The sequence below is a fragment of the Ruegeria sp. HKCCD6157 genome, assembly GCF_013110685.1.
Taxonomy (GTDB): Bacteria; Pseudomonadota; Alphaproteobacteria; order Rhodobacterales; family Rhodobacteraceae; genus Ruegeria.
Map to the genome: position 1 here is coordinate 1,036,949 of NZ_WVRB01000001.1, position 22,697 is coordinate 1,059,645.

The 22,697-nt window shown below is 57.9% G+C and carries 22 protein-coding genes and 1 pseudogene; 15 read left to right on the top strand and 8 right to left on the bottom strand.

Annotated elements, in window-relative coordinates:
- The gene (gene der, locus GS612_RS04830) at positions 1-1,464 is read left to right on the top strand and encodes a ribosome biogenesis GTPase Der (protein WP_171639250.1); all 1,464 of its coding nucleotides are present in this window, start codon (positions 1-3) and stop codon (positions 1,462-1,464) included.
- 44 nt (positions 1,465-1,508) lie between these two features.
- Here der and GS612_RS04835 read toward each other — a convergent pair whose 3' ends face one another.
- On the bottom strand, positions 1,509-1,874 hold the full coding sequence (locus GS612_RS04835) for a hypothetical protein (protein ID WP_216603504.1): 366 nt from the start codon (positions 1,872-1,874) through the stop codon (positions 1,509-1,511).
- 514 nt (positions 1,875-2,388) lie between these two features.
- On the opposite strand from GS612_RS04835, the gene GS612_RS04840 reads away from it, so the two are divergent.
- From GS612_RS04840 to GS612_RS20690, 3 genes and pseudogenes are all read left to right on the top strand, one after another.
- A complete protein-coding gene (locus GS612_RS04840) occupies positions 2,389-3,372 on the top strand; it encodes a fatty acid desaturase (RefSeq protein WP_171115297.1) in 984 nt (327 codons plus the stop codon).
- Positions 3,373-3,465: 93 nt separating this feature from the next.
- Positions 3,466-3,621: pseudogene (locus GS612_RS20685) on the top strand (helix-hairpin-helix domain-containing protein); the annotation flags it as partial.
- Between the two features lie 153 nt (positions 3,622-3,774).
- Positions 3,775-4,107, top strand: coding sequence for a hypothetical protein (locus GS612_RS20690; protein ID WP_371809331.1), 333 nt, complete (start codon positions 3,775-3,777; stop codon positions 4,105-4,107).
- Between the two features lie 57 nt (positions 4,108-4,164).
- Here GS612_RS20690 and serS read toward each other — a convergent pair whose 3' ends face one another.
- Both serS and GS612_RS04855 read right to left on the bottom strand, forming a co-directional pair.
- Complete coding sequence (gene serS, locus GS612_RS04850; protein WP_171639253.1) at positions 4,165-5,457, bottom strand: serine--tRNA ligase; 1,293 nt, start codon at positions 5,455-5,457, stop codon at positions 4,165-4,167.
- Between the two features lie 72 nt (positions 5,458-5,529).
- On the bottom strand, positions 5,530-7,194 hold the full coding sequence (locus tag GS612_RS04855) for a mechanosensitive ion channel family protein (protein WP_171639254.1): 1,665 nt from the start codon (positions 7,192-7,194) through the stop codon (positions 5,530-5,532).
- 201 nt (positions 7,195-7,395) lie between these two features.
- Between GS612_RS04855 and yajC the strand changes: the two genes are divergently transcribed.
- From yajC to GS612_RS04905, 10 genes are all read left to right on the top strand, one after another.
- Positions 7,396-7,683, top strand: a complete 288-nt coding sequence (gene yajC, locus GS612_RS04860) for a preprotein translocase subunit YajC (protein WP_152458368.1) — start codon at positions 7,396-7,398, stop codon at positions 7,681-7,683.
- A 33-nt stretch (positions 7,684-7,716) separates the two neighbouring features.
- The gene (gene secD, locus GS612_RS04865) at positions 7,717-9,378 is read left to right on the top strand and encodes a protein translocase subunit SecD (RefSeq protein WP_171639255.1); all 1,662 of its coding nucleotides are present in this window, start codon (positions 7,717-7,719) and stop codon (positions 9,376-9,378) included.
- Between the two features lies 1 nt (position 9,379).
- A complete protein-coding gene (gene secF, locus GS612_RS04870; protein ID WP_171362646.1) occupies positions 9,380-10,348 on the top strand; it encodes a protein translocase subunit SecF in 969 nt (322 codons plus the stop codon).
- Positions 10,329-11,093, top strand: a complete 765-nt coding sequence (locus GS612_RS04875) for a TSUP family transporter (RefSeq protein WP_371809292.1) — start codon at positions 10,329-10,331, stop codon at positions 11,091-11,093. The genes secF and GS612_RS04875 overlap by 20 nt, the downstream gene beginning before the upstream one ends.
- A gap of 12 nt (positions 11,094-11,105) precedes the next feature.
- Complete coding sequence (locus GS612_RS04880) at positions 11,106-11,459, top strand: Mth938-like domain-containing protein (RefSeq protein WP_171639257.1); 354 nt, start codon at positions 11,106-11,108, stop codon at positions 11,457-11,459.
- Between the two features lie 144 nt (positions 11,460-11,603).
- Positions 11,604-12,218: a heme ABC exporter ATP-binding protein CcmA gene (gene ccmA / locus GS612_RS04885; protein ID WP_152458363.1), complete on the top strand. Its 615-nt coding sequence runs from the start codon at positions 11,604-11,606 to the stop codon at positions 12,216-12,218.
- Entirely contained in the window at positions 12,215-12,871 is a 657-nt protein-coding gene (gene ccmB, locus GS612_RS04890; protein WP_171639258.1) for a heme exporter protein CcmB, read from the top strand. Before ccmA ends, ccmB begins: the two co-directional genes overlap by 4 nt.
- A gap of 61 nt (positions 12,872-12,932) precedes the next feature.
- Positions 12,933-13,706 carry a heme ABC transporter permease gene (locus GS612_RS04895; protein ID WP_171639259.1) on the top strand — a complete coding sequence of 258 codons (774 nt, stop codon included), beginning with the start codon at positions 12,933-12,935 and terminating at the stop codon, positions 13,704-13,706.
- Positions 13,703-13,861, top strand: coding sequence for a heme exporter protein CcmD (gene ccmD / locus GS612_RS04900; protein ID WP_171115312.1), 159 nt, complete (start codon positions 13,703-13,705; stop codon positions 13,859-13,861). Before GS612_RS04895 ends, ccmD begins: the two co-directional genes overlap by 4 nt.
- Positions 13,854-14,393: a DsbE family thiol:disulfide interchange protein gene (locus GS612_RS04905; RefSeq protein WP_171639260.1), complete on the top strand. Its 540-nt coding sequence runs from the start codon at positions 13,854-13,856 to the stop codon at positions 14,391-14,393. The genes ccmD and GS612_RS04905 overlap by 8 nt, the downstream gene beginning before the upstream one ends.
- 29 nt (positions 14,394-14,422) lie before the next feature.
- Here GS612_RS04905 and GS612_RS04910 read toward each other — a convergent pair whose 3' ends face one another.
- The 3 genes from GS612_RS04910 to acnA form a co-directional block, all read right to left on the bottom strand.
- Positions 14,423-15,124, bottom strand: a complete 702-nt coding sequence (locus GS612_RS04910; RefSeq protein WP_171639261.1) for an SDR family NAD(P)-dependent oxidoreductase — start codon at positions 15,122-15,124, stop codon at positions 14,423-14,425.
- Positions 15,125-15,264: 140 nt separating this feature from the next.
- Positions 15,265-16,767, bottom strand: coding sequence for a BCCT family transporter (locus GS612_RS04915; protein ID WP_171639262.1), 1,503 nt, complete (start codon positions 16,765-16,767; stop codon positions 15,265-15,267).
- 119 nt (positions 16,768-16,886) lie between these two features.
- Positions 16,887-19,577, bottom strand: coding sequence for an aconitate hydratase AcnA (acnA, locus tag GS612_RS04920; protein ID WP_171639263.1), 2,691 nt, complete (start codon positions 19,575-19,577; stop codon positions 16,887-16,889).
- A 224-nt stretch (positions 19,578-19,801) separates the two neighbouring features.
- Here acnA and GS612_RS04925 point away from each other — a divergent pair, with 224 nt between their 5' ends.
- Positions 19,802-20,503 carry a thioredoxin family protein gene (locus GS612_RS04925; protein ID WP_171639264.1) on the top strand — a complete coding sequence of 234 codons (702 nt, stop codon included), beginning with the start codon at positions 19,802-19,804 and terminating at the stop codon, positions 20,501-20,503.
- On the opposite strand, the gene GS612_RS04930 is transcribed toward GS612_RS04925, so the two are convergent.
- Together GS612_RS04930 and GS612_RS04935 are read right to left on the bottom strand one after the other, a co-directional pair.
- Complete coding sequence (locus GS612_RS04930) at positions 20,504-21,427, bottom strand: lysophospholipid acyltransferase family protein (RefSeq protein WP_171639265.1); 924 nt, start codon at positions 21,425-21,427, stop codon at positions 20,504-20,506.
- A gap of 138 nt (positions 21,428-21,565) precedes the next feature.
- Positions 21,566-22,639, bottom strand: coding sequence for a flagellar motor switch protein FliG (locus GS612_RS04935; protein WP_253286136.1), 1,074 nt, complete (start codon positions 22,637-22,639; stop codon positions 21,566-21,568).
- Positions 22,640-22,697: the final 58 nt, after the last annotated feature.

Consider the following 22,697-nt stretch of genomic DNA (forward strand, 5'->3'; position numbering starts at 1 on the left):
ATGTCGCTGACCCTCGCCATCGTGGGGCGCCCGAATGTGGGCAAATCCACCCTGTTCAACCGCCTTGTGGGCAAACGTCTGGCCTTGGTCGACGACCAGCCCGGCGTGACGCGTGACCTGCGCGAAGGCGAAGGGCGTCTGGGCGATCTGCGCTTTACAGTGATTGATACGGCGGGTCTTGAGGATGCGACGGATGACAGCCTTCAGGGGCGGATGCGCCGTCTGACGGAACGTGCCGTGGACATGGCTGATGTCTGCCTGTTCATGATCGACGCGCGCGTGGGTGTGACACCAACGGATGAAATGTTCGCAGAAATCCTGCGCAAACGGTCCAAGCACGTGATCCTTGCGGCCAACAAGGCCGAAGGCAATGCTGCAGATGCGGGTGTTCTGGAAGCTTACAACCTTGGTCTGGGTGAACCGGTCCGCTTGTCGGGCGAACACGGTGAAGGGATGACGGACCTCTATGCGCAGCTGATGCCTCTGGCAGATGCGGCAGAGGAAAAACAGGTCGAGGACGCCCCGCAAACGGACATTGAACTGGACGAAGACGGTGAGGGCGAGACGCCGCCGATCACCGCAGCCAAGCCCTTGCAGGTTGCGGTGGTGGGGCGTCCGAATGCGGGCAAATCCACCTTGATCAACAAGATCATCGGCGAAGACCGTCTGTTGACCGGGCCAGAAGCCGGGATCACGCGTGACGCAATCAGTTTGCGAATCGACTGGGCTGACCCGGATGGTCAAAGTACGCCGATGCGGATCTTTGACACCGCAGGGATGCGCAAGAAGGCAAAAGTACAGGAAAAGCTGGAAAAGCTTTCCGTGTCCGACGGCCTGCGCGCGGTAAAATTTGCCGAGGTCGTCGTTGTGTTGCTGGACGCCGCGATCCCGTTTGAACAGCAAGATCTGCGGATTGCCGATTTGGCCGAGCGCGAAGGCCGGGCCGTTGTCGTCGCCGTCAACAAGTGGGACATCGAAGACAACAAGCAGGAAAAGCTGCGCGAGTTGAAAGAGTCGTTTGACCGGCTGCTGCCGCAACTGCGCGGCGCGCCGCTGATCACGGTTTCCGCCAAGACGGGCCGGGGACTGGAGCGTTTGCGCGCCGCGATCCTGCGCGCCCATGACGTCTGGAACCGCCGGGTGCCGACTGCCGCTCTGAACCGGTGGCTGACCGCGATGCTGGAACAACATCCGCCGCCAGCCCCACAGGGACGCCGGATCAAACTGCGCTACATGACGCAGGCCAAGACCCGACCTCCGGGGTTTGTGGTGATGTGTTCGCATCCCGACAAAATGCCTGAAAGCTATACCCGTTATTTGGTGAACGGTTTACGGCAGGATTTCGACATGCCCGGAACACCGATCCGCCTGACGCTGCGCGGGCAAGGGGACAAGAACCCCTACAAGGGTCGACGCAAGAAAAACGCGGGCGCATTGGCCAAGCATCTAAAGGGGCGCGGGTAAGCTGCGCACCGGACTCAGGGCTTTGATGACACAGGCAGACTGACTCAATCGTTCCCAAGGACGAATGCGCGGTTCGCTTCTGCGGCATTGGCGATACCCTCCGACGTCCCATTGCCCTGTTCAATGGCCGTCGCCAGTTCGGTCGCGGCTGAACCTGGCGCGAAGATCATTGCAATTCGCGTTCGACCTCCGAAAAGACCTTTGGAAGCGTCGGCATAGTCATAGGTCAGGTCAAATGTCGAAACCAAACTGACCGCCTCATCATTGGGTCGTTTGTTTTGATTGCGCGATATGGGCGGAACCAGCGTTGTTATGCGGCGCTGTACACCTGCGTTGACCTCGACAGGCAGTGCCTTGGCAGGATCAGAGCGCAAGGCGATGTTCACGCCGCTGCGTTCCCCATAGACCAAACTGCGATCCTGAATCCAGGTGCAACCCGCGACCGCGCAACTCGTGCAAGACTGCATTGCCAGTCAAGATGGCGGCAGAGGATGAGGTGCCGAAGCCGTTAAAAGAGCACCCCGCAAGCGAGACGCAGATGAATGGCGCAAATGGCAAAATATTTCTCGATAAAGTCAATCAACAAGCCTGAAAATACTGTTTGTTTTTCTGATCGGTAGCCTCCACGCGTCAACTCAGAGGGGCATGCGAATGCGGTTGAAGCTTTTCGAGACACTTCAGGGCAGTATTTCTCGGGCGCTTCCTTCTTTTGAGAGGCTCGCGTTTTTCAGTGCCGGTGATCCTGACGCCAGCGCGTAACTGCGCCAATTTTCAGCGTTTTCGCTCTGAGGGCGTGACAGCCCCTGTTCTGCGCGCTAGCATTCGCGTGTGTGCAGCTGTCAGCACATGCATTGCTTGCACGCGGTCAAGCCGCGCCTGGATTTTTAACAGCTTAAAACAGGGCCATCGTGGGGAGCGGACTGGATGGATCTGAGGGAATACACAAGACACTACGCAGTTCAGGACAACAGATTGGCTGCACTGAGCTATTTTGGCACGTTTGCGGTGTATTTCGCATCGCTGTCTCTGGCGATCGTATTCGTGGATCGCTGGTACATCATGATCCCGGCCGGGATCGTCTTCGCCTTTTCGGCGGTACGCCTTTATGTGCTGCAACATGATTGCGGGCACCATTCGCTGTTTGAAACGCGAATGCAGAACGAATGGGCAGGGCATGGTCTTTCGCCATTCACCTTTGCACCGTTCGAGGTGATGAAACAGAACCACAATCTGCACCACGCGGGGATCGGAAACCTTGAGCATCGTGAGACCGGCGAAATTCACACCATGACATTGCGGGAATGGCAGGACGCGGACTGGAAAACTCGTTTGTTTTACAGGCTGTATCGAAACCCTTTCATCCTGGTGCCGGTCGGTGCGCTGTTCACATATTTCATTCGCTATCGCTGGCCCAAGAACACTGTTCGTTTCGGTGTCAAAGGCGTCTTGCTGCACAATGCCTCGATCATCGTATTTTTGGGCCTGTTGTACCTGGTGGCGGGCATGACCGGAATTCTGGTCTGGCTGGTGTTTTCTTTTCTGGGCGGAATGCTGGGTGTGTTTCTCGTGTATCTGCAACACAATTTTGAAGATACCTATTGGGATCGCCGTCCTGATCTGAACCCGCAGACTGCAGCGTTGCACGGATCTTCTGCACTGGATTTCGGATGGTGGTTCGATACTGCCGTCGCCTGCATCACGCTACATGACATCCATCATTACAACGCACGTATCCCGTCGTACCGGTTGCGGGCCTGCCACTATAACCTGCCGCCTGAATTCACGCCTCGTCGGATCAAGTTCCCCGAGGCAGTGGCGGCTTTGAACCTCAAGCTTTGGGATGAGGATGCGAAACGCCTCGTGCCATTCCCGAAAAATGACCGAACCGCTGGGTTGGCGCATAGCTGATCCATTGGCTCTGAGAAGGCAAGCGCTGAACTGGCGGACATGCATTTCCAATGTATACGCGATGAGGCAGGGCGATAGAGAAAGGACCCTTAGATGACTGCAGTGACCGACGTAAAAGGTGTGGGAGAGGCGCTGGAAAAAGCCCTTGCAGCCAATGGCTTTAAGACCGCAGAAGCGATAGCGAAGGCGTCACCCGCAGATCTGGTCAAGGTTCCTCGGGTCGGTGAGAGCCGAGCCGCCGTATTGATCGAAGCCGCAAAAGCCGCAATAGCCGCAACACCCACTGCCGGGAAACCTGCCGCGCGCAAGGCGCCGGCACGAAAGCCAGCGGCACGGAAGCCAGCAGCCGCAAAACCAGCCGCCCGAAAGGCGGCGACACGAAAAGCCGCCCCGCGCAAGACCGTGGCCGCTGTAGCGGCAGAAAAACGGGCGGAAGAAGCTGCACGCAAAGCGGCAGAGGAACAAGCGGCGGCCGAAAAAGCCGAAGCCGCCGCCAAGAAAAAGGCCAAGGCCAAGGCGAAAGCTGAAAAAGCCGCCAAGAAACGCAAAGAAATGGAAGCAGCGTTTTCCAAGGCCAAGGATAAGGTGAAAGCAAAGTCCAAGAAGGGCAAAAAATCGAAAAAGGACGAAAAGAAAAAAGACGCCAAGAAGGGCAAAAAAGACGCCGAGAAGGGCAAGAAAAAAAGTGACAAGAAGAAAGATAGCAAGAAGGATAAGAAAAAGGCGAAGAAATAAATTCCTTCGCCCCGTCTTGCATTGTGAACCGGCGCCCGGTGGTGCCGGTTTCGTTTTTCAGGCCAGTGTGCCGTCCAGTTGCAGGGTCAGTTTGCCGCCCAGATAGGGGCTCAGGACTTCGGGCAGGGTCACGGTGCCGTCCGCGTTCTGGCCATTTTCCAGCACGGCAATCAGGCAACGCCCAACGGCCAAACCCGAACCGTTCAGCGTATGGACGTATTCCGGCTTGCCGCCACCTTCGGGGCGGAACCTTGCGTTCATGCGGCGGGCCTGGAAATCACCACAGGTCGAAACCGAGCTGATCTCGCGATAGGTGTCCTGACCGGGCAACCAGGCCTCGATATCATAGGTGCGGCGGGCGCCAAAGCCCATGTCACCGGTACACAGGATGACAGTGCGGTAAGGAATGCCCAGCTTTTCCAGAATGCCCTCGGCGCAGCGCAGCATGCGCTTTTGTTCTTCATCCGATTTGTCCGGATGTGTGATCGAAACCATCTCGACCTTTTCGAACTGGTGTTGCCGCAACATCCCGCGGGTGTCTTTGCCCGCGGATCCGGCCTCGGACCGGAAGCACAGGGAATGCGCGGTGTAGCGGCGGGGCAGATAGCTTTCCTCGATCAAACTGTCGTTTACGATATTGGTCAGCGACACTTCGGAGGTCGGGATAAGCCACCAGCCTTCGCGGGTCTGATAGCTGTCTTCGCCAAATTTCGGCAATTGGCCGGTGCCCTGCATCATCTCGGACAGAACCAGAACCGGGCCATTCACCTCGGTCAGCCCGTTTTCGGTGATATGCGTATCCAGCATGAACTGCGCCAAAGCGCGATGAATACGAGCGACTCCACCGGACAACAGCACAAATCGCGAACCCGAGAGTTTGGCCGCGGTTTCGAAATCCATGCCTTGCTGAACGGCTTCGATCTCGAAGTGTTCCTTGGGCGCAAAATCCAGTTCACGCGGTGTGCCCCAGCGGCTGATCTCGACATTGTCGTTTTCATCCACGCCATCCGGCACATCCTCGGCGGGCAGATTTGCGATCCGGATCAACTGATCCGTCAGCAGGGCATCCAGATCCTTGGCCTCGGTCTGCATACGCGCGATTTCGGCCTTTTTCTCGGCGACCAGCGCGCGCAGGCGTTCGAATTCGGCTTCGTCGCCTCGAGCTTTGGCAGCCCCGACTTCCTTGGACGCTTTGTTCTGTTCGGCTTGCGCTGTTTCGGCCGCCAGAATCTTGGCGCGGCGGCTTTCGTCCAACCTGAGCAAATCTGACGACACCGGCACGTCCCCACGGCGCGCTAAAGCGGCGTCGAAAGCGGCAGGGTTTTCGCGAATGGCGCGGATGTCGTGCATGTCTCAGATCCTTGAATGCGTGAATCACTGAAACCGCTTATGCACCATCTGTGGGGCAGGGTGTAGCGCCGGTTACGACTTATCGGCCTCGTCGTGGGTTTCATGTGCCAGATGTCCGTCCCAGTCCTCGGCCGGGATTTTTGGTTCTGGCGGATCAGCCATGTAAGATGGCGTCATGATCTGCACTTTGTTCTCGTTGAAAACGGCGACAATGTTGCGATGCAGGTCCGAGCGGATTTTCGGAATGATGCTGCCGCGGGTGGTGTAACCGTTGATCTGATAATTGATGGCGTAGTCGGCCAGCGCCGTCCACAACACGAAAGGTTCAGGCTTGGACTTGATGCCCTTGGTGCGGTTGGCCGCCTCGATCAGCATCGCTTCGACCTTTTCGGGCGGTTCTTCATATCCGATGCCCACCGTCGTGTGCAGCAGCAACCCACTGCCATCGGTTTTCTTCGAGAAATTCACGACGTCCGAATTCATCAACTGGGCGTTCGGGATCGAAATCAGCTCGTTCTTGATGGATTTCAGATGCGTCTCCATCAGTTTGATCTGAACCACGTCGCCGATATGCTCTCCGATCTGAATGCGGTCGCCGATTGACGTGGAGCGGCGATAGATCACGAACAGCCCTGCCAGCATGTTGGACACGACCGAGTTGGCACCCAGCGACAGCATGGCGCCGACCAGAATGGTCAGACCCTGGAAGGCGGCCGAATCCGAACCGGGAATGTAGGGAACGGCAAAGACCAGCGCGATCAGAATCACGACAACCCGTGCGATGTTGAACGTCGGATTGACCCAGTGTTTTTCAAAATCGCCCATTTCGAACGAACCGGCTTCGACCGCGTCGAAGAACACGCGCATGCCCTTGATGATGTACAACGTGACCCATGCGATCAGGCTGAGCATAATCAGGTTTGGGATATAGCTGAGTATTCCCTTGAATATCAGCAGTACCGGTTCTGTCAGATAGGTCAGCAGCAGTTGCGCGAAATAGCGTGTTTCCGCAAAGGCCAGCAGAACGAAGGACAGGTAGTAGTAGAAGCCGAGAAAGAAGATGACCAACAGGGCAAAATTCAGCCCGTATCGGATCAGGGCGGCGATTGCTTCGGCCTGAACGCTTTTGGCCGTCGCCGTTTCGACATCCTTCAAATAACGCTTCACCAATTTCAGAGTGCGCCGCCTGATCCGCCGGTGCAGCCAAAGGATAACCAGCACGAAGACGACAAAGCCTAAGGTCCATCCGGCGGCTTCAATCGCTCCGGATACCCGGGCTTGATCTGTACGGTTGGAGCGGTAGGCAAGGATGGCCTCTTCGATGGCCTGACCATGCAAAAAGCCGAGGACGTCCAGCTCCATCTGGTCCAGTTCGGCGTCCGCAACCGTCACGATCGATACGATTTCACCGTCGGCGCGAATGCGTATACCCAGGTCGGTTTCTTCAAAGGTGATGTCGACTGTGGGGCTTTCCGAGGCTTCGGCCACCTCAATGATCTTGTTCTGCACGCTTTCGGCACGTTCCGGCGCGGGCAGGGCGCTGGAGCCGCGCAGGAAGAACAACATGTCGCCGTCCACGATGACGGGCGCCTTGAAACTTTCGGTTTCTTCCGCCTCGGGTTCGGTGGCTTCGGCAGGCAATTCCTGGGCCTTCACCGGTGCGGCCAGACACAGGATCAAGCTCAGCAGAGACAGCAAAAGCGTCAACGATTGGAATAGGTTGTATCTAGCTCTCATTGCCCCCCCTGATGTTCGACTATAGCCAAATTGAGATATCTGCATAGGACATATCTGCAACGATTGAACGGTTCATGTGGCACCTTTGTCAGGTTGCGGCCGATCACATGACCACCTTTGCTTGCAAACACGCATTTCAAAGCATAGGTTCCGGCAAAATTTGCGGAACGGTGCCGCAAGATCTGAACAAAGGAATATCCCATGGAAGGTGGCGCAATCGCCCAGTTTCTCCCGCTTATCCTGATCTTTGCGATCATGTATTTCCTGCTGATCCGTCCGCAGCAGAAGAAAATGAAGGAACATCAGGCCATGGTCGATGCCGTGCGTCGGGGGGATCAGGTTGTCACCCAAGGCGGGCTGATCGGCAAAGTGTCGAAGGTCAAGGAAGGCGAAAACGAGATCGAAGTCGAGATCGCCGAAGGTGTTAAAGTGCGTGTGGTTAAATCGACCATCGCTCAGGTTCTGAACAAAACCGAACCTGCGAAATAACATCACCTTACAAATCCTTGAAAAGGCAGGGTAATGCTGCACATTGATACCTGGAAGCGGGTTCTGATCTGGCTGGTCTGCGTGACTGGCCTGATCATGGCCCTGCCAAATGCGTTTTATACACGGGTCGAGCAATCAAACGACGCCAAAGCTGCGATCGAGCTGGGCGTGGACACGCCCGAGTTGCAGGCCGAGGCGGGGCAATGGCCGAACTGGCTGCCCTCGTCACTGGTCAATCTGGGCCTTGACCTGCGCGGCGGTGCACATCTGTTGGCCGAAGTTCAGGTGCAGGACGTCTACGAATCCCGGATGGAGGCGATGTGGCCAGATATCCGTGACGCCCTGCGCGATGAGCGTTCGACCGTTGGGACGGTCCGCCGTCAGGAATCGGCCCCAGATGAGATTCGCGTGCGCATCAGCCAGCCTGAGGGCATGGCGCGGGCACTGGAGGTCGTGCGCGGTCTTGCCCGTCAAGTGCAGACCCTGACTGGTGTCGGGGCAACGGATATCGAGGCACGTGCCGAAGGCGACACGATTGTCGTTCAGTTGTCCGAGGCAGAAAAACTAGCCTCAGACGACCGCACAGTGCGTCAATCGTTGGAAATCATCCGCCGCCGGATCGACGAAGTGGGAACCCGAGAGCCGACCATTCAGCGTCAGGGTGCCGATCGTATCCTGATTCAGGTGCCTGGCATCGGCAGCGCGGGTGAGTTGAAAGAGATCATCGGCACGACGGCGCAACTGACCTTTAACCCGGTTGCCGGACGCGGCACCGATCCGGATGCCGTTGCAGGCATCGGCGAGGAAATCGTGCCGTCGATTGACGAAAGCGGTGTTTACTACACAATTGAGTCCGCTCCAGTCGTTACCGGAGAGGAACTGGTCGATGCGCAGCCCGCATTCGACCAAAACGGCCGCCCTGCGGTCAACTTCCGGTTCAACACGTCTGGTGCGCGCAAATTTGGGGATTACACCCGCGACAATATCGGAGCCCCCTTTGCCATCGTTCTGGACGATGAAGTGATTTCAGCCCCCGTGATCCAAAGTCATATTCCGGGCGGCTCGGGCATCATCACCGGGAACTTTACGGTTGAGGAAAGCACCAACCTGGCCGTCCTGCTGCGAGCGGGCGCACTGCCTGCCGGTTTGGAATTCCTCGAAGAACGTACCATCGGACCCGAGTTAGGGCAGGACAGTATCGACGCGGGCAAAGTCGCCACCATCGTGGCCTTTGTCGCGGTGTTGGTTTTCATGGCGCTCAGCTATGGTCTGTTCGGGATCTTCGCCAACATCGCGCTGATCATCAATGTGGGCCTGTTGTTCGGTCTGCTGTCCATGATCGGAGCAACCTTGACCCTGCCGGGTATCGCGGGGATCGTATTGACTGTCGGTATGGCGGTGGACGCCAACGTGCTGATCTTTGAACGTATCCGCGAGGAATTGAAATCCGCCAAAGGTCCGGCGCGCGCAATCGAACTGGGCTATGAAAAGGCGCTGTCTGCCATTCTGGATGCGAACGTGACCACATTCATCACCGCCGTGATCCTGTTTGCCATGGGCAGTGGCCCGGTGCGCGGCTTTGCAATCACTCTGGGCCTCGGCATTCTGACTTCGGTCTTCACCGCGATCTTCGTGACGCGCCTGATGATCGTGATATGGTTCGAACGCCGCCGTCCGAAAACGATCGAGGTTTGACATGAGACTGAAACTCGTACCCCAGAACACCTCGTTCGATTTCTTCAACCGCTGGAAGGTCTGGTTGGGCATTTCCGGCCTGATGATGGTGATTGCCTTCACCTCGTTCATGCTGCAAGGGCTGAATTTCGGTATTGATTTCCGGGGTGGCACGACGATCCGGACGCAAAGCGCGGTCGAGATCGATGTGGGCACATACCGAGATGCCATCGCCCCGCTGGAACTGGGCGATGTGACCATCACCGAGATTTTCGATCCAACCTTTGCGGATGACGAAAACGTTGCGATGATCCGCATCCAGGCGCAGGAAGATGCCGAGGCCGTCGAAGCAGCGACCATCACCGCCGTGGAGGGCGCGTTGCAGCAGGTAATACCTGATATTCAGTTCGTCTCCGTAGAATCCGTGGGCCCCAAAGTTTCTGGCGAGCTGATCCAGACCGCCGTTATCGCGGTGGCTTTGGCGATTGGTGCCGTGCTTGTCTATATCTGGCTTCGGTTCGAATGGCAGTTTGCGCTGGGGGCCGTGGCGGCACTGGTTCACGATGTGATCCTGACCATCGGCATCTTCTCGGAACTGCAAATCCGGTTTGATCTGGCCATTATAGCGGCCCTTCTGACCATCGTCGGTTATTCGCTGAACGATACCGTGGTCGTTTTCGACCGGGTGCGAGAGAATCTGCGGAAGTACAAAAAGAAAGACCTCAAAGAGGTGCTGAACATTTCGATCAACGAAACGCTCAGCCGGACGGTGATGACCTCGGTCACCACATTGCTGGCGTTGATCTCACTTTATGTTCTGGGTGGCGATGTGATCCGCGGCTTCGTATTCGCGATGATCTGGGGCGTGATCGTGGGCACCTATTCATCGGTCTTCGTCGCCTCGACCATCCTGTTGTGGCTCGGGGTCAAGCGCGACTGGTCCAAGCCGTCGAACACGGCGGGCAACCAGTTTGCCAATATCGATGCCTGAGGCGTTGCAACAGGCCTTGTCCCTGCCGGGGCTGGGTTGGTTGGTTCTTACCATCGGAGCCGCGGGACTTGTCCGCGGCTTCACTGGTTTTGGCACCGCGATGATCTTTGTTCCGGTGGCCACTCAATTTCTGCCGATTGCAGATGTCGTCTTTCTGATGGCAGCCACCGGGATCGTATCGACCTTTGCGCTGGCGCCACAGGCATGGCGTGAATGCGACAAGACGGAAATCAGCACTTTGGGCGTTGCAGCGGCATTGACCGTGCCGCTTGGCCTTTGGGTCATGGCACAGGCCGACACGGTCGTTCTGCGCTGGATTGCCTGCGGTATCACCGGCGTGACCCTGTTGGCAATCGTCACTGGCTGGCGCTGGCAGGGGCGGCTGGGTGTGCCCGGACGGCTGGCCATCGGAGGCAGCGCAGGCGTGATCGGCGGCATGACCGGGCTGACCGGCCCGGTCGTTATCGTATTCTATCTGGCCAGCTCTTCAGATGTGCGCAAGATTCGTGCCAACACGATCATCTTTCTGGCTTTGCTGGACGTGGCCATCGTCTTCAGCATCCTGATCGGAGGCGCTGCGGATCTGTCGATCCTTTGGATTGTCCTGCTGCTGGGCGTGCCCTATCTGACCACGACATTGATCGGCAAGGCTCTGTTCGATCCAAAGCTCGAACGGATCTATCGCGCCGCGGCTTATTCGGTCATTCTGATAGCAGTCGTTTCCGGTTTGCCGATCCTGGATTGAAGGAGGGAAGGAATGCGCCTGAACCAAGTTACGTTTTCGGATGCCAAGCCGGTTGATGGCTATGGCCCCGGGTTTTTCCGCATCGGCGGTGATGTGTTCGAGGGCGCCGTTCTGACCGGCCCCGCAGGACCTGCCACCTGGGGCGGCTATGAAGATGCGCAGCCACTTCTGGAACTGGCTGATGAAATTGACGTTCTGCTTGTCGGTACGGGCAAAGACATGGCCCACATTCCCCAGTCTTTGCGCACCCAACTGGAGAGTGCCGGTGTCGGCGTCGAAATCATGAATTCTCCGGCTGCGTGCCGCACCTACAATGTCTTGCTCTCTGAAGGTCGCCGAATAGCGCTTGCTCTGATCCCGGTCTGACGGGATCCCTTCATCTGGCTGAAAATATCCCGGGGTGTGTGAGGGGCTGGCCCCTCACTCGGACCTCTCTGCTCAGAGCTCCCACAACCGAACTGCGGCAAATCCCACCTTTTGCCTCTGATGACATTCCGATAAGCGGGTCTCATGACTCTGATTGTAACCGACCTGTCGATCACCCGTGGTGGCATTCCCGTCCTGGAGCATCTCAGCTTTCAGCTGCCTCCTGGCAAAGCGCTGATTCTGCGTGGGCCGAACGGGATCGGTAAAACGACCCTTCTTCGCACATTGGCTGGTTTGCAGCCGCCGCTGAAGGGTCAGATCCAGGGCGCGGAAGACCAGATTGCATATGCGTCCCATTCGGACGGGCTGAAACCGACGCTGACTGTATCCGAGAACCTGACGTTCTGGGCTTCTGTCTTTGGCACAAACGGCATCCAGACGGCGCTGGACGCGTTCCAGTTGAACGAGCTGGCGGATCGCCATGCAGGGAACCTGTCGGCAGGTCAGAAACGGCGGCTGGGGCTGGCACGCATGCTGGTCACCGGGCGGCCGATCTGGATGCTGGACGAGCCGACCGTTTCGCTGGACAGAAATGCGGTGCAGATGTTCGCCGATGCAGTCCGCGCGCATCTGGGGCAGGGTGGGTCAGCCCTGATCGCGACCCATATCGACCTTGGTCTGGATGGTGAGGTTCTGGACGTCGGCCCGAACAAGGCCAAACCCAAACCCATTGACGATTTCGACGGAGGTTTCCTGTGATCGCCCTTCTGCTGCGCGACCTGAAACTGGCCTTCCGTGCGGGTGGCGGGTTTGGTTTGGGATTGGCCTTTTTCCTGATCGTGACCGTAATGGTGCCTTTTGCAGTGGGGCCACAATCGTCACTGCTGTCCACCATCGCGCCCGGTGTGCTCTGGCTGGGGGCGTTGCTGGCTTGCCTGCTGTCTCTTGACCGTCTTCTGGCGCTGGACTGGGAGGACGGATCACTGGACCTGCTGGTCACGGCGCCGCTGCCACTGGAATCTGTCGTGACCATCAAGGCGCTGGCCCACTGGCTGACCACAGGCCTGCCTTTGGTTCTGGCCGCACCTTTCCTGGGGGTCTTGCTGAACCTGCCTGCACAGGGGTTCTTCTGGCTTGTCATCTCGCTGCTGATCGGCACCCCGGCCATGAGCGTGATCGGAACGTTCGGGGCTGCCCTGACCGTCGGTCTCAAGCGCGGCGGATTGCTGTTGTCGCTTCTGGTGCTGCCGCTTTATGTCCCCACCCTGATTTTCGGGGCCGAGGTCGCCCGGCGTGGGGCAACGGGGATGGACGTGCAGACGCCGTTGTTGATGCTGGCGGGGATCACGGCGGCCACCATCGCATTGTTGCCCTTCGCCAGCGCGGCTGTGTTGCGTATCAATCTGCGGTGAACCGTCCCAATTTTGACTGATGTCAATTGAGAAACCCCCCAACTCGGACTAGATAGGGCCCATGTCGATAGCAGCCAAAGCCAATGCCCTCTGGGAATACGCCAACCCGCGCAAGTTTCTTGCGACCAGTGAACGTGTCCTGCCGTTTTTCTGGATTGTCTCGATTTTAAGCATCGTCGTCGGGCTGGTTTGGGGGTTCTTCTTCACGCCGGACGACTACAAACAAGGGTCGACGGTCAAGATCATCTATCTGCACGTCCCGGCGGCCCTGATGGCGATCAATTGCTGGCTGATGATGCTGGCGACTTCTCTGGTCTGGCTGGTGCGGCGTCATCATGTCAGCGCGCTGGCGGCACGGGCGGCTGCGCCGATCGGGATCGTGATGACCCTGATTGCGTTGCTGACAGGGGCGATCTGGGGACAGCCCATGTGGGGCACCTGGTGGGCGTGGGATCCGCGCCTGACGTCGTTTCTGATCCTGTTCCTGTTCTATCTTGGCTATGTCGCATTGTGGGAAGCCATCGAGGATCCGGACACTGCGGCGGACCTGACCTCGGTTCTGTGTCTGGTCGGATCCGTGTTCGCGCTGCTCAGCCGATATGCGGTCAACTTCTGGAACCAGGGCCTGCATCAGGGCGCATCGGTCATGCGCGCGGCAGCGGTGACCGGGACCGATACGGAAGAAAAAGTCAGCAATATCTACTTCTATCCGCTGTTGCTGTGCATCATCGGATTTGTGCTGCTGTTCATCGCTTTGGTGCTGTACCGCACCGGAACTGAAATCCGCGCGCGTCGCATAAAGGCGTTGCAGGCGCGGGAAAGGGTGGGCGGATGATCCCCGATCTTGGAAAATATGCTGACGCGGTTTTGTCGTCTTATGCCGTGTCCATCGTGCTGCTGGTGGCATTGATCGTGTTCAGCGTGATGCGAGGGCGCAAGGTACGCACTGAAATGGAAAAGATCGAACAAAGGATTTCGCGAAATGGCTAAGATATCGCCCCTGATGATCGCGCCGCCTTTGATTTTTGGCGCTTTCGCCGTGTTGGCTCTAGTGCAATTGCAAGACGGCTCGGACGACACGCTGCCGTCAACCCGTCAGGGTCAGCCCGCGCCTCCGGTCGTTCTTACCGAGTTTCCGGGCAAGACGATGTTCGACGACGCGACCCTTCGTGACGGTGAGGTCAAGCTGGTCAACTACTGGGCCAGTTGGTGCGCGCCATGCCGCGCCGAGCATCCCAATCTGGAAGCCCTGGCCGCCGAAGGCATCCCAGTCTATGGCATCAACTACAAAGACGAGTTAGTCAAGGCTGAGACGTTTTTGACCGAACTTGGCGATCCCTACGCCGCGATTGGACGTGATGAAAAGGGGCGCATGGCATTGGATTGGGGCCTTTACGGCGTTCCCGAAACCTATGTGGTTGATGGCGACGGCATGATCATTCTGCGCTTTGCCGGCCCGATCACGCAGCGTGTGATTGAAAACACTCTGCGTCCGGCGTTGGAAAAGGCTGCGGGCGGTTGAGCAATTTGGAAAATGAGGTTTAAGCCACGTTACAAGCGATAGCCTCCGGTCACGCCCAGAACCTCTCCGGTTACGAATCCCGCCGCGTCCGAGGCCAGAAACCGAACGACCCTGGCGATGTCTTCCGGAGTTCCGATCCGGCCCAGCGCCGTTTCCTTGACGAATAGCGATGTCAGATCGTCAGGACGGGGGGATTCGGGGATGTTGATCGCACCCGGTGCAACCGCGTTGACGCGGATTCCGTCCGGGCCAAGCTCTTTCGCCATGGCGCGCGTCCAGAGGTTCAGCGCGGCCTTGCTCGCCCCATAGGTCGCGGCGTCGCGCGGTGGCAATGTTGCGTTCATCGACGAGATGCTGACGATCGAAGCGCCGCGTTTCAGATGCGGCAATGCCGCGGCAAGCAACGCGGCGGGGGCCAGCACGTTGAGGTCAAGAATGGCGCGATGGTCCTCGGCCTGAAACTCTTGTTTCGGAGTGGAGCGAACAAGACCGGCGTTGTTCACGATCACGTCCAGTCGCCCGAAGTGATCGATGACCTTTTCGACCACCCGGGCGGGTTGGTTGTCTTTTGTAAGGTCCGATTGAATCGCCAGAACGTCGCCTTTCAGCAATTCTGAATCGGGGTGGCTGGCCAACCAGGTGAAGGCGACATGGTGATCACCGCGCAGGTCTTCGACTATTGCCCGCCCAATTCCACGGGCACCGCCGGTTATGAGTGCAACTTTTTCCATGAACTCAGATGACCGGCAAAGCGCCCAGGATTCAACGTTGATTTTTTGCGCTGCCGGAATGCTGTCACTTGCGCAGTAATATCCAGAGCATTGCCGCGATGAACGCGAAGGTGACAAGGTTCATCAATGTGTCCGTGAGATCACCGATCAGCATTGCGTTGGCCCTCCTCTCTGAGCCCGCGGAACAGGCAAACCATCAGCAGGACCGAAATGAAGACAAAGGGCAAAGCGCCAAGCGAGATGAGGATCTTAACCGAGTCGACGGATCCCGAAAGGATCATTGCAACGCTCAGCAATCCCAGCAATCCCCCCCAGATCAGACGCACACGCGGCGGGGGGTTCTCGTCCCCGCCCGTCGAGAAGGTGCCCAGAACAAATGCCGCGCTTACGACGCTGGTCACGATGAATAGAAAGGCGGCCAGTACCGTTGCAAGCGTGGTGATCACGGAAAGTGGAAGTCGGTCGAGCAGGGCGAAGGTTACGCGTTCGATGTTTGTATGCGTATAGGCCAGCAATTCGCCCGCACCATTGAGTGCCTCGAACAGGCCAATGCCACCAAAGGCACCGAACCAGAGGATTGAAAACAGCGTGGGGGCGAACAGGACGCCGATCACGAATTCCCGTATCGTGCGACCGCGAGAGATGCGGGCGACAAAGACGCCCACGAACGGGCCCCAGGCAATCCACCAGACCATGTAGGTCAGGGTCCAGTCGCTGAACCATCTGGTGACGTCATCGCTGAAGAACGTAAAGGTCTGAAATCCCCTGGGAATGACATTGGTGACATAGTCGCCGAACCCCTGAACGATGGTATTCAGAAGGTATTCGGTGGGGCCAAGGACCACCGTGTAGGCAACAAGGCCGATTGCGATCAGCATGGCGGCATTGGACAGGCGCGCCATGCCCTGGCCCAGATCGATCATGAGTGCCGGGATATACGCAGCAACCATTGCCAGAAACACGACACCAATCAAAAGGGCGCCGACCGTTTCCCGACCGCCCAGCACTGCGATGCCGTCTGCCACCTGAAACACGCCCATGGCCATGGAGCCACCGACACCAATGGCAATGGCGATGATCGCCATGAAGTCCGAAAGCCACCCGACGCGTTCAGCCCAGCGTTCACCGGGAAACAGGTTTTTGATCGGCGCACTGACCATCATCCCGGTACCGCGCCGGAAGCTGAAATAGGCAATTGTCAGCGCGGTGGAGCCATAAATCGCCCAGGCATGCAGCCCCCAATGGAAATTTGTCGCCAGCATCGCCTGCTGCGCCGCGATGAAATCCGGCGCCATGCCGGAGATGAAGTTGAAATGGGTCAGCGGTTCCGCCACAGCCCAAAACAGCAGGCCGACGCCCATACCGGCGGAGAACAACATTGAAATCCATGTGGCGGTGGAAAACTCTGGCTCCTCGTCATCCCGGCCAAGGCGAATGTTTCCATAGGGTGAAAATGCCAGAAACAGGCATCCGATCAACATACCCGAAGCGGCGAGCATCACGAACCAGCCGCGGCTGTGGAAGGTTTGCTGGACGATGCCGCTTGCCCAGGTCACCAGGCTTTGAATGTCCACGACACCCCATATCCCGACCACGGCAATTACGCTGAGCGAACATACCAGCAGGGCGTTGGGTTTCTTCATGGCGAATGGTTTTCCGTTGATGACCTTGCCCAACAGTTTCAGGTTTTCGAATAAATGACCAGAATACAAAAAACCCCCGGCGGGTGGCCGGGGGTTTAAATTGCACGCTTTGCTATCGGTTATGATGCCTTCGCAAGATTGCGCAGGACGTAATGCAACACGCCACCGTTTTCGATGTATTCAATCTCGGGCGCGGTATCGATACGGCATTTCAGGGTGATGGTCTTTTCGGTTCCATCGCCATAAACGATGGTGCAGGGGACTTCCTGTAGCGGCTCGATCGTATCCAGCCCGTGAATCGAAACGGTTTCATCCCCTTTCAGCCCCAGGGTTTTGCGGGTGTCGCCACCTGTAAACTCGAACGGAATGACCCCCATGCCAACAAGGTTTGAACGGTGGATACGCTCAAAGCTCTCGGCGATTACAGCTTTGACGCCCAACAGCGCCGTGCCCTTGGCCGCCCAGTCGCGGCTTGAGCCCGCACCATATTGCTCGCCACCGAATACCACCAGCGGGGTGCCGTTCGCCTGATAGGCCATCGAGGCGTCATAAATTGACGTCTGTTCACCGTCCGGGCCTTTGGTGTAACCGCCTTCGACGCCGTCCAGCATCTCGTTCTTGATGCGGATGTTGGCGAATGTGCCGCGCATCATCACCTCGTGGTTGCCGCGGCGTGAACCATATGAATTGAATTCACGCGGCTGAACCTGACGTTCAATCAGGTACTGGCCTGCGGGCGAAGTTGTCGCAAAAGACCCCGCGGGCGAGATGTGGTCGGTCGTGACCATGTCACCCAGAATGGCCAGAACCTTGGCGCCTTCGATGTTGGAAATCGTGCCCGGTTCGGGGCCCATGCCCTGGAAATAGGGCGGGTTCTGGATATAGGTCGATGTCGGCGGCCAGTCATAGGTTTCCGCATCGGTGGTTTCGACCGACTGCCATTTCTCGTCCCCTTTGAAGACGTCGGCGTATTTCGATTGGAACGCATCGCGCGTGACGGTCTGTTCGACCAGTTCCGCGACCTCCTGCTGCGTCGGCCAGAGGTCTTTCATATAGACGTCGTTGCCGTCCTTGTCCTGACCGATCGGTTCGGATGTCAGGTCGATGTCCATGGTGCCTGCCAGGGCGTACACGACGACCAGAGGCGGCGAAGCCAGATAGTTTGCGCGTACGTCGGGCGAGATGCGGCCTTCGAAGTTGCGGTTGCCGGACAAGACCGAAGTGGCGACCAGATCGCCTTCCGCAATGGCCTCCGAGATTTCTTTCTGGATCGGACCCGAGTTGCCGATACATGTGGTGCAGCCGTATCCGACGAGGTTGAAGCCGATCTTGTCCAGATCCTCTTGAAGGCCCGCGGCCTCGAGGTAAGCGGATACAACCTGCGACCCCGGTGCCAGTGAGGTTTTGACCCAAGGTTTGCGATCCAGCCCCAGCGCGGCTGCCTTACGCGCCACGAGGCCCGCTCCGATCATCACGTAAGGGTTCGACGTGTTGGTGCAGGACGTGATCGAGGCGATCACGACCTTACCCGATTCCATGCCATAGTTTTCGCCTTTGACCTCGACCTGTTTGCCCATCGGGCGCTTGAAGGTCTCGGCCATTTCCTTGGCGAAAGCGGCCTTGGCGTCAGTCAGCGCAACATAATCCTGCGGGCGTTTGGGCCCCGAGATTGCTGGAACAATCGTGCCCATATCCAGGGTCAGGGTGTCGGTGTAGATCGGCGCATAGTTTTCATCGCGCCAGAAACCGTTTTCCTTGGCGTAGGCTTCAACCAGCGCGATGCGATCCTCGTCGCGGCCGGTGTTGCGCATGTAGCGCAGCGTTTCGCCGTCAATCGGGAAAAAGCCGCATGTCGCGCCGTATTCCGGGGCCATGTTGGCGATGGTCGCACGGTCGGCCAGCGGCAGACGATCCAAGCCTTCGCCGTAGAATTCGACGAACTTGCCGACAACGCCTTTTTCGCGCAGCATTTCCACGACCTTCAGAACCAGGTCGGTGCCGGTGGTGCCTTCGACCAGATCACCGGTCAGCTCAAAGCCCACGACCTCGGGGATCAGCATCGAGATCGGTTGACCCAGCATCGCGGCCTCGGCCTCGATCCCGCCGACACCCCAGCCCAGCACGGCCATGCCGTTGACCATGGTGGTGTGGCTGTCGGTGCCGACCAGCGTGTCGGGATAGGCGACTTCTTCACCGTTCTGATCGGTGTCGGTCCAGACGGTCTGGGCCAGATATTCAAGGTTCACCTGGTGGCAGATACCTGTGCCGGGGGGAACAACGCGGAAGTTGTTGAATGCACCCTGACCCCATTTCAGGAACTGGTACCGTTCCATGTTGCGTTCATATTCACGGTCCACATTCATCTGGAACGCACGCGGGTTGCCGAACTCGTCGATCATGACCGAATGGTCGATGACCAGATCGACCGGGTTCAGCGGGTTGATCTTTTGCGCGTCGCCGCCCAACGCCTTGATGCCATCACGCATCGCAGCCAGATCCACAACGGCAGGAACGCCGGTGAAATCCTGCATCAGTACGCGGGCAGGGCGATAGGCGATTTCACGAGGGTTTTTGCCACCGTTGGCCCCCCATTCGGCAAAGGCCTTGATGTCATCGACCGAGACCGAGAACCCGGCATCCTCGAACCGCAACATGTTTTCCAGCACCACCTTGAGTGCGGCAGGCAGTTTCGAGAAATCGCCCAGACCGGCCTCTTGCGCGGCGGGGATCGAATAATAGGAAATGGATTTACCATTCACGCTCAGGCTGCGGCGCGTTTTGGCGGTATCCTGTCCGACTTTGATGGGCATCTGTGGCCTCCCTCTCAAATGACTTGGATATTAGGATTTGCTGAGTGTTATCTGCATCACCAAGCCCCCGTGTTCAAGGCTGAACACGCAATGAGAGGCAATTTTGTATACTATTGTACACTTTTTCGCGGAGGGAATGTATCAAAGCCTCAAGAAACCTTGATTGGCTGTTGAGTGTCAAAGCAGCTATCCCTGAGATCCAACCGCCCAACCCGAGAGTTCACATGTTCAGATCCATTGCCTTGACCACCGTGTTTTCCTGCCTTGTGGCGGTACAGGTCGCGGCCGAGGAAGACGCGGTTGTGGTCGAGCTGTTCACGTCTCAGGGGTGTTCATCCTGCCCGCCGGCGGATCGGATCATGCACGATTTGGCCAAGCGCGACGACGTCATAGGGCTGGCTTTGCATGTCGACTACTGGGACTATATCGGGTGGAAGGACGAATATGCGAACCCCGATCATACGCTTCGGCAGCGGGCTTATGCCCGCGAGGGGGGGCGTTCCATGATCTATACCCCGCAGATGGTGATCAACGGGCAGCACGACATCGTCGGGGCGCAATCCCGTGAACTTGATCGATTGATCGAAGCGCATCTGAAAGCAGCGCCCGAAGCGCTTGTGACGGCCGTGCGCTCAGCCGATGAAGTGACAGTGGATGTGACGCCCGTCGAGTTGCCGAAAGGCGATACCTATGACGTGCATGTGGTTCAGTATTCTCCCATGCGTCACGCTTCGATCCGTCGTGGAGAGCTGGCCGGGCACGAGCTGGACTATGCCAATGTCGTTGAGGCCTGGCAGATTGCGGGGCAATGGGATGGAACTGCATCGCAATCATTCACGGTTCAGCTTGGTTTGGACCTGCCGGCAGTCGTTCTGGTTCAAAGGGCCGGGGAAGGGCCGATTGTTGCCGCCACCCGGGTCAAGTGATCAGGGCATTTCTTCCGGTTTGATGCCCAACCCGTTCCAATGTTTCCAGCGACGGTGAATCCAGAACCATTGCCCCATATGCTGCCGCACCATCTTTTCCAGATCGTCATTGGTGAACTGAGTCATGGTTTTTGGGTCCGTGTGCGGAACCGGTTCGTGCAGAACGATCTCAAAATCGATACCGTTGGGCTGACGCACCGCGTAACACGGAATCAGCTCGGCATTGTATTTGATGGCCAACTCGGCGTTCAGCACGGATGTCACGGCGGGTTTGCCGAAGAACATCAGTTCCTCACCGCCCATTGCATGAAGATCGGAAACGATGGCAATGATCCCGCCCTTTTTCAACGAGCGTACCATCTCGACCATTCCGCGCCGCCCCTGTTCGAACATCGGGGCGCCTGTCTTGTAGAAGGCTTCGACATAAGCGTCGTTGAAATACGGGTTGGCCATCCGCCGATACAGGCAGCCGATGGGCTGACCGCTGTATGTCTGCAAGGCGATGCGCGCTGCAAGGTAGTGACCGAAATGCGCCGTAATCATCATGACCGGACGCCCCTCGGCAACAGCCGCGTCTAATGCAGCGATACCTGGCCCAGAAATCTTGGCCTTGCTCTGTCGTTCGATAAAGTCTTCCGGTGAAAAATGCTCCATGATCGCACGACCGGCATTGTCCGGCACATCGCGGCAGATCTGCCTGACTTCGGCTTCAGGCAAGTCCGGGCAAGTCAGCTTCAGATTCCGACGGACACGTTTGCGAAACCCGACGACAGGTGCCAGAAACCGCACGATGGTCCCCATTGTTGCAATGCGCCGCTCATAGGGAAGCATGCGCATAACGCGGATGACCCCCTGAAGAAACAGGTTGGCGACATAGTATTTCCCAAGCTCAAACCGGCTGAGCTCCGACTTTTCAACGGGCATGGAGGTGTCTCACCGCGTGTTGCGAATTGCTGAGGAAGACATACAGCCCGATGCCTGCAAGCTCAAGCGCCCAGACGGGCGGAAAACCTGAACCCGCAGCAGGTGGCCGGATCGCGCAATACCCGTGGGTTCGCGGGGTCAGGCTGCATCTTCCTCGTCATCGTTTTCGATCAGAACAATGGAACCGGCATCGACCAGAACGCGAATGGCGGCCACGACCTGTGTCATGGCATCTTCGGCTTCCGATTGTTTGATGCGCCCACGTTCGGCCATTTCCTCGCGCAGATTATCGGCCATGCGGGACGAAATGTTTGACAGAATGAATTCAACGGATGCCTTGTCATCATCTGCGGCGGCACCTGCCAATGCGGTGACAAGAACCGGCTGTTCCACTTCACGCAGGATGGCGGGAACATCGCGGGTCGCGATACGGTTTGGGATATGGGCAAAGGTGAAGATCGACTGGCGTACCAGATCCGCAAATTCGGCGTCGTCCTCGTCCAATGCGTTCAACAAGTCGTCGCGTGTTGCGGCCGCCGACTGGTTCAGGATCGCGCCCACGCGTGCGTCGGGACCATTGTCGAAAGCCTGAGCAGGCCGCTGATCCAGTTGCGCGGCCAGCGACCAGCCAATACGTCCAACCGCTTCGGGGGTGACATTTGTTGTTTTCGAGATGGCATAGGTAATGCGCCGCGCAACCGGGCCCGGCATATGGGCCAGCATCTGCGCCGCCTGTGCGGTATCCATCTTTGAAAGCATGACGGCCGCCACCTCGGTGCTTTCCGACTGGGCCATTTTGGCAAGATCCTCAACGGGTACGTCACGCAAGCGTTGCCATGGATCGCCGATCTGGCGCACCCCGGCAAGCTTGCGCAGGCGCGCGGCCGTCGATGGTGCGATCTTTCCGTTCATCGCATCCAGTGCACCTGCAAGCCCATGTGGAAAAGCAAGCCCGACATTGTCCAGAGCGTCGCTGAATTCCTGGGCCACCACGCCTAGAGTGACGCGATCCACAAGGCCCATTTGACCAAGTTGATGGGTCAATGTCTCTTGCAGGTCGTCAGGCAGTTCCTCAAGTGGAATATCGGCGCCCTCGTTCAACAGAAGGCGGACGACAACGGCCGCTTTTTGCCGACCGGTCAATGTGCGCGGAACAACTTGCGGCGCGTGTTCATCCCCCGCGGCAAGTGGGGCAGACCCCCCATTTGCCATTTGTATCAAAGCGTTTGTGTCCTGCATCTGCCCGTAGTGCCAAATTTTCCGAACCACG

Excerpts from the sequence above, each read along its gene's own strand:
- der (WP_171639250.1), top strand. The coding sequence starts at position 1 with ATGTCGCTGACCCTCGCCATCGTGGGGCGCCCGAATGTGGGCAAATCC.
- GS612_RS04840 (WP_171115297.1), top strand. The coding sequence starts at position 2,389 with ATGGATCTGAGGGAATACACAAGACACTACGCAGTTCAGGACAACAGA.
- serS (WP_171639253.1), bottom strand. The coding sequence starts at position 5,457 with ATGCACGACATCCGCGCCATTCGCGAAAACCCTGCCGCTTTCGACGCC.
- GS612_RS04855 (WP_171639254.1), bottom strand. The coding sequence starts at position 7,194 with ATGAGAGCTAGATACAACCTATTCCAATCGTTGACGCTTTTGCTGTCT.
- yajC (WP_152458368.1), top strand. The coding sequence starts at position 7,396 with ATGGAAGGTGGCGCAATCGCCCAGTTTCTCCCGCTTATCCTGATCTTT.
- secD (WP_171639255.1), top strand. The coding sequence starts at position 7,717 with ATGCTGCACATTGATACCTGGAAGCGGGTTCTGATCTGGCTGGTCTGC.
- secF (WP_171362646.1), top strand. The coding sequence starts at position 9,380 with ATGAGACTGAAACTCGTACCCCAGAACACCTCGTTCGATTTCTTCAAC.
- GS612_RS04880 (WP_171639257.1), top strand. The coding sequence starts at position 11,106 with ATGCGCCTGAACCAAGTTACGTTTTCGGATGCCAAGCCGGTTGATGGC.
- ccmA (WP_152458363.1), top strand. The coding sequence starts at position 11,604 with ATGACTCTGATTGTAACCGACCTGTCGATCACCCGTGGTGGCATTCCC.
- GS612_RS04895 (WP_171639259.1), top strand. The coding sequence starts at position 12,933 with ATGTCGATAGCAGCCAAAGCCAATGCCCTCTGGGAATACGCCAACCCG.
- ccmD (WP_171115312.1), top strand. The coding sequence starts at position 13,703 with ATGATCCCCGATCTTGGAAAATATGCTGACGCGGTTTTGTCGTCTTAT.
- GS612_RS04905 (WP_171639260.1), top strand. The coding sequence starts at position 13,854 with ATGGCTAAGATATCGCCCCTGATGATCGCGCCGCCTTTGATTTTTGGC.
- GS612_RS04910 (WP_171639261.1), bottom strand. The coding sequence starts at position 15,124 with ATGGAAAAAGTTGCACTCATAACCGGCGGTGCCCGTGGAATTGGGCGG.
- GS612_RS04915 (WP_171639262.1), bottom strand. The coding sequence starts at position 16,767 with ATGAAGAAACCCAACGCCCTGCTGGTATGTTCGCTCAGCGTAATTGCC.
- acnA (WP_171639263.1), bottom strand. The coding sequence starts at position 19,577 with ATGCCCATCAAAGTCGGACAGGATACCGCCAAAACGCGCCGCAGCCTG.
- GS612_RS04925 (WP_171639264.1), top strand. The coding sequence starts at position 19,802 with ATGTTCAGATCCATTGCCTTGACCACCGTGTTTTCCTGCCTTGTGGCG.
- GS612_RS04930 (WP_171639265.1), bottom strand. The coding sequence starts at position 21,427 with ATGCCCGTTGAAAAGTCGGAGCTCAGCCGGTTTGAGCTTGGGAAATAC.
- GS612_RS04935 (WP_253286136.1), bottom strand. The coding sequence starts at position 22,639 with ATGGCAAATGGGGGGTCTGCCCCACTTGCCGCGGGGGATGAACACGCG.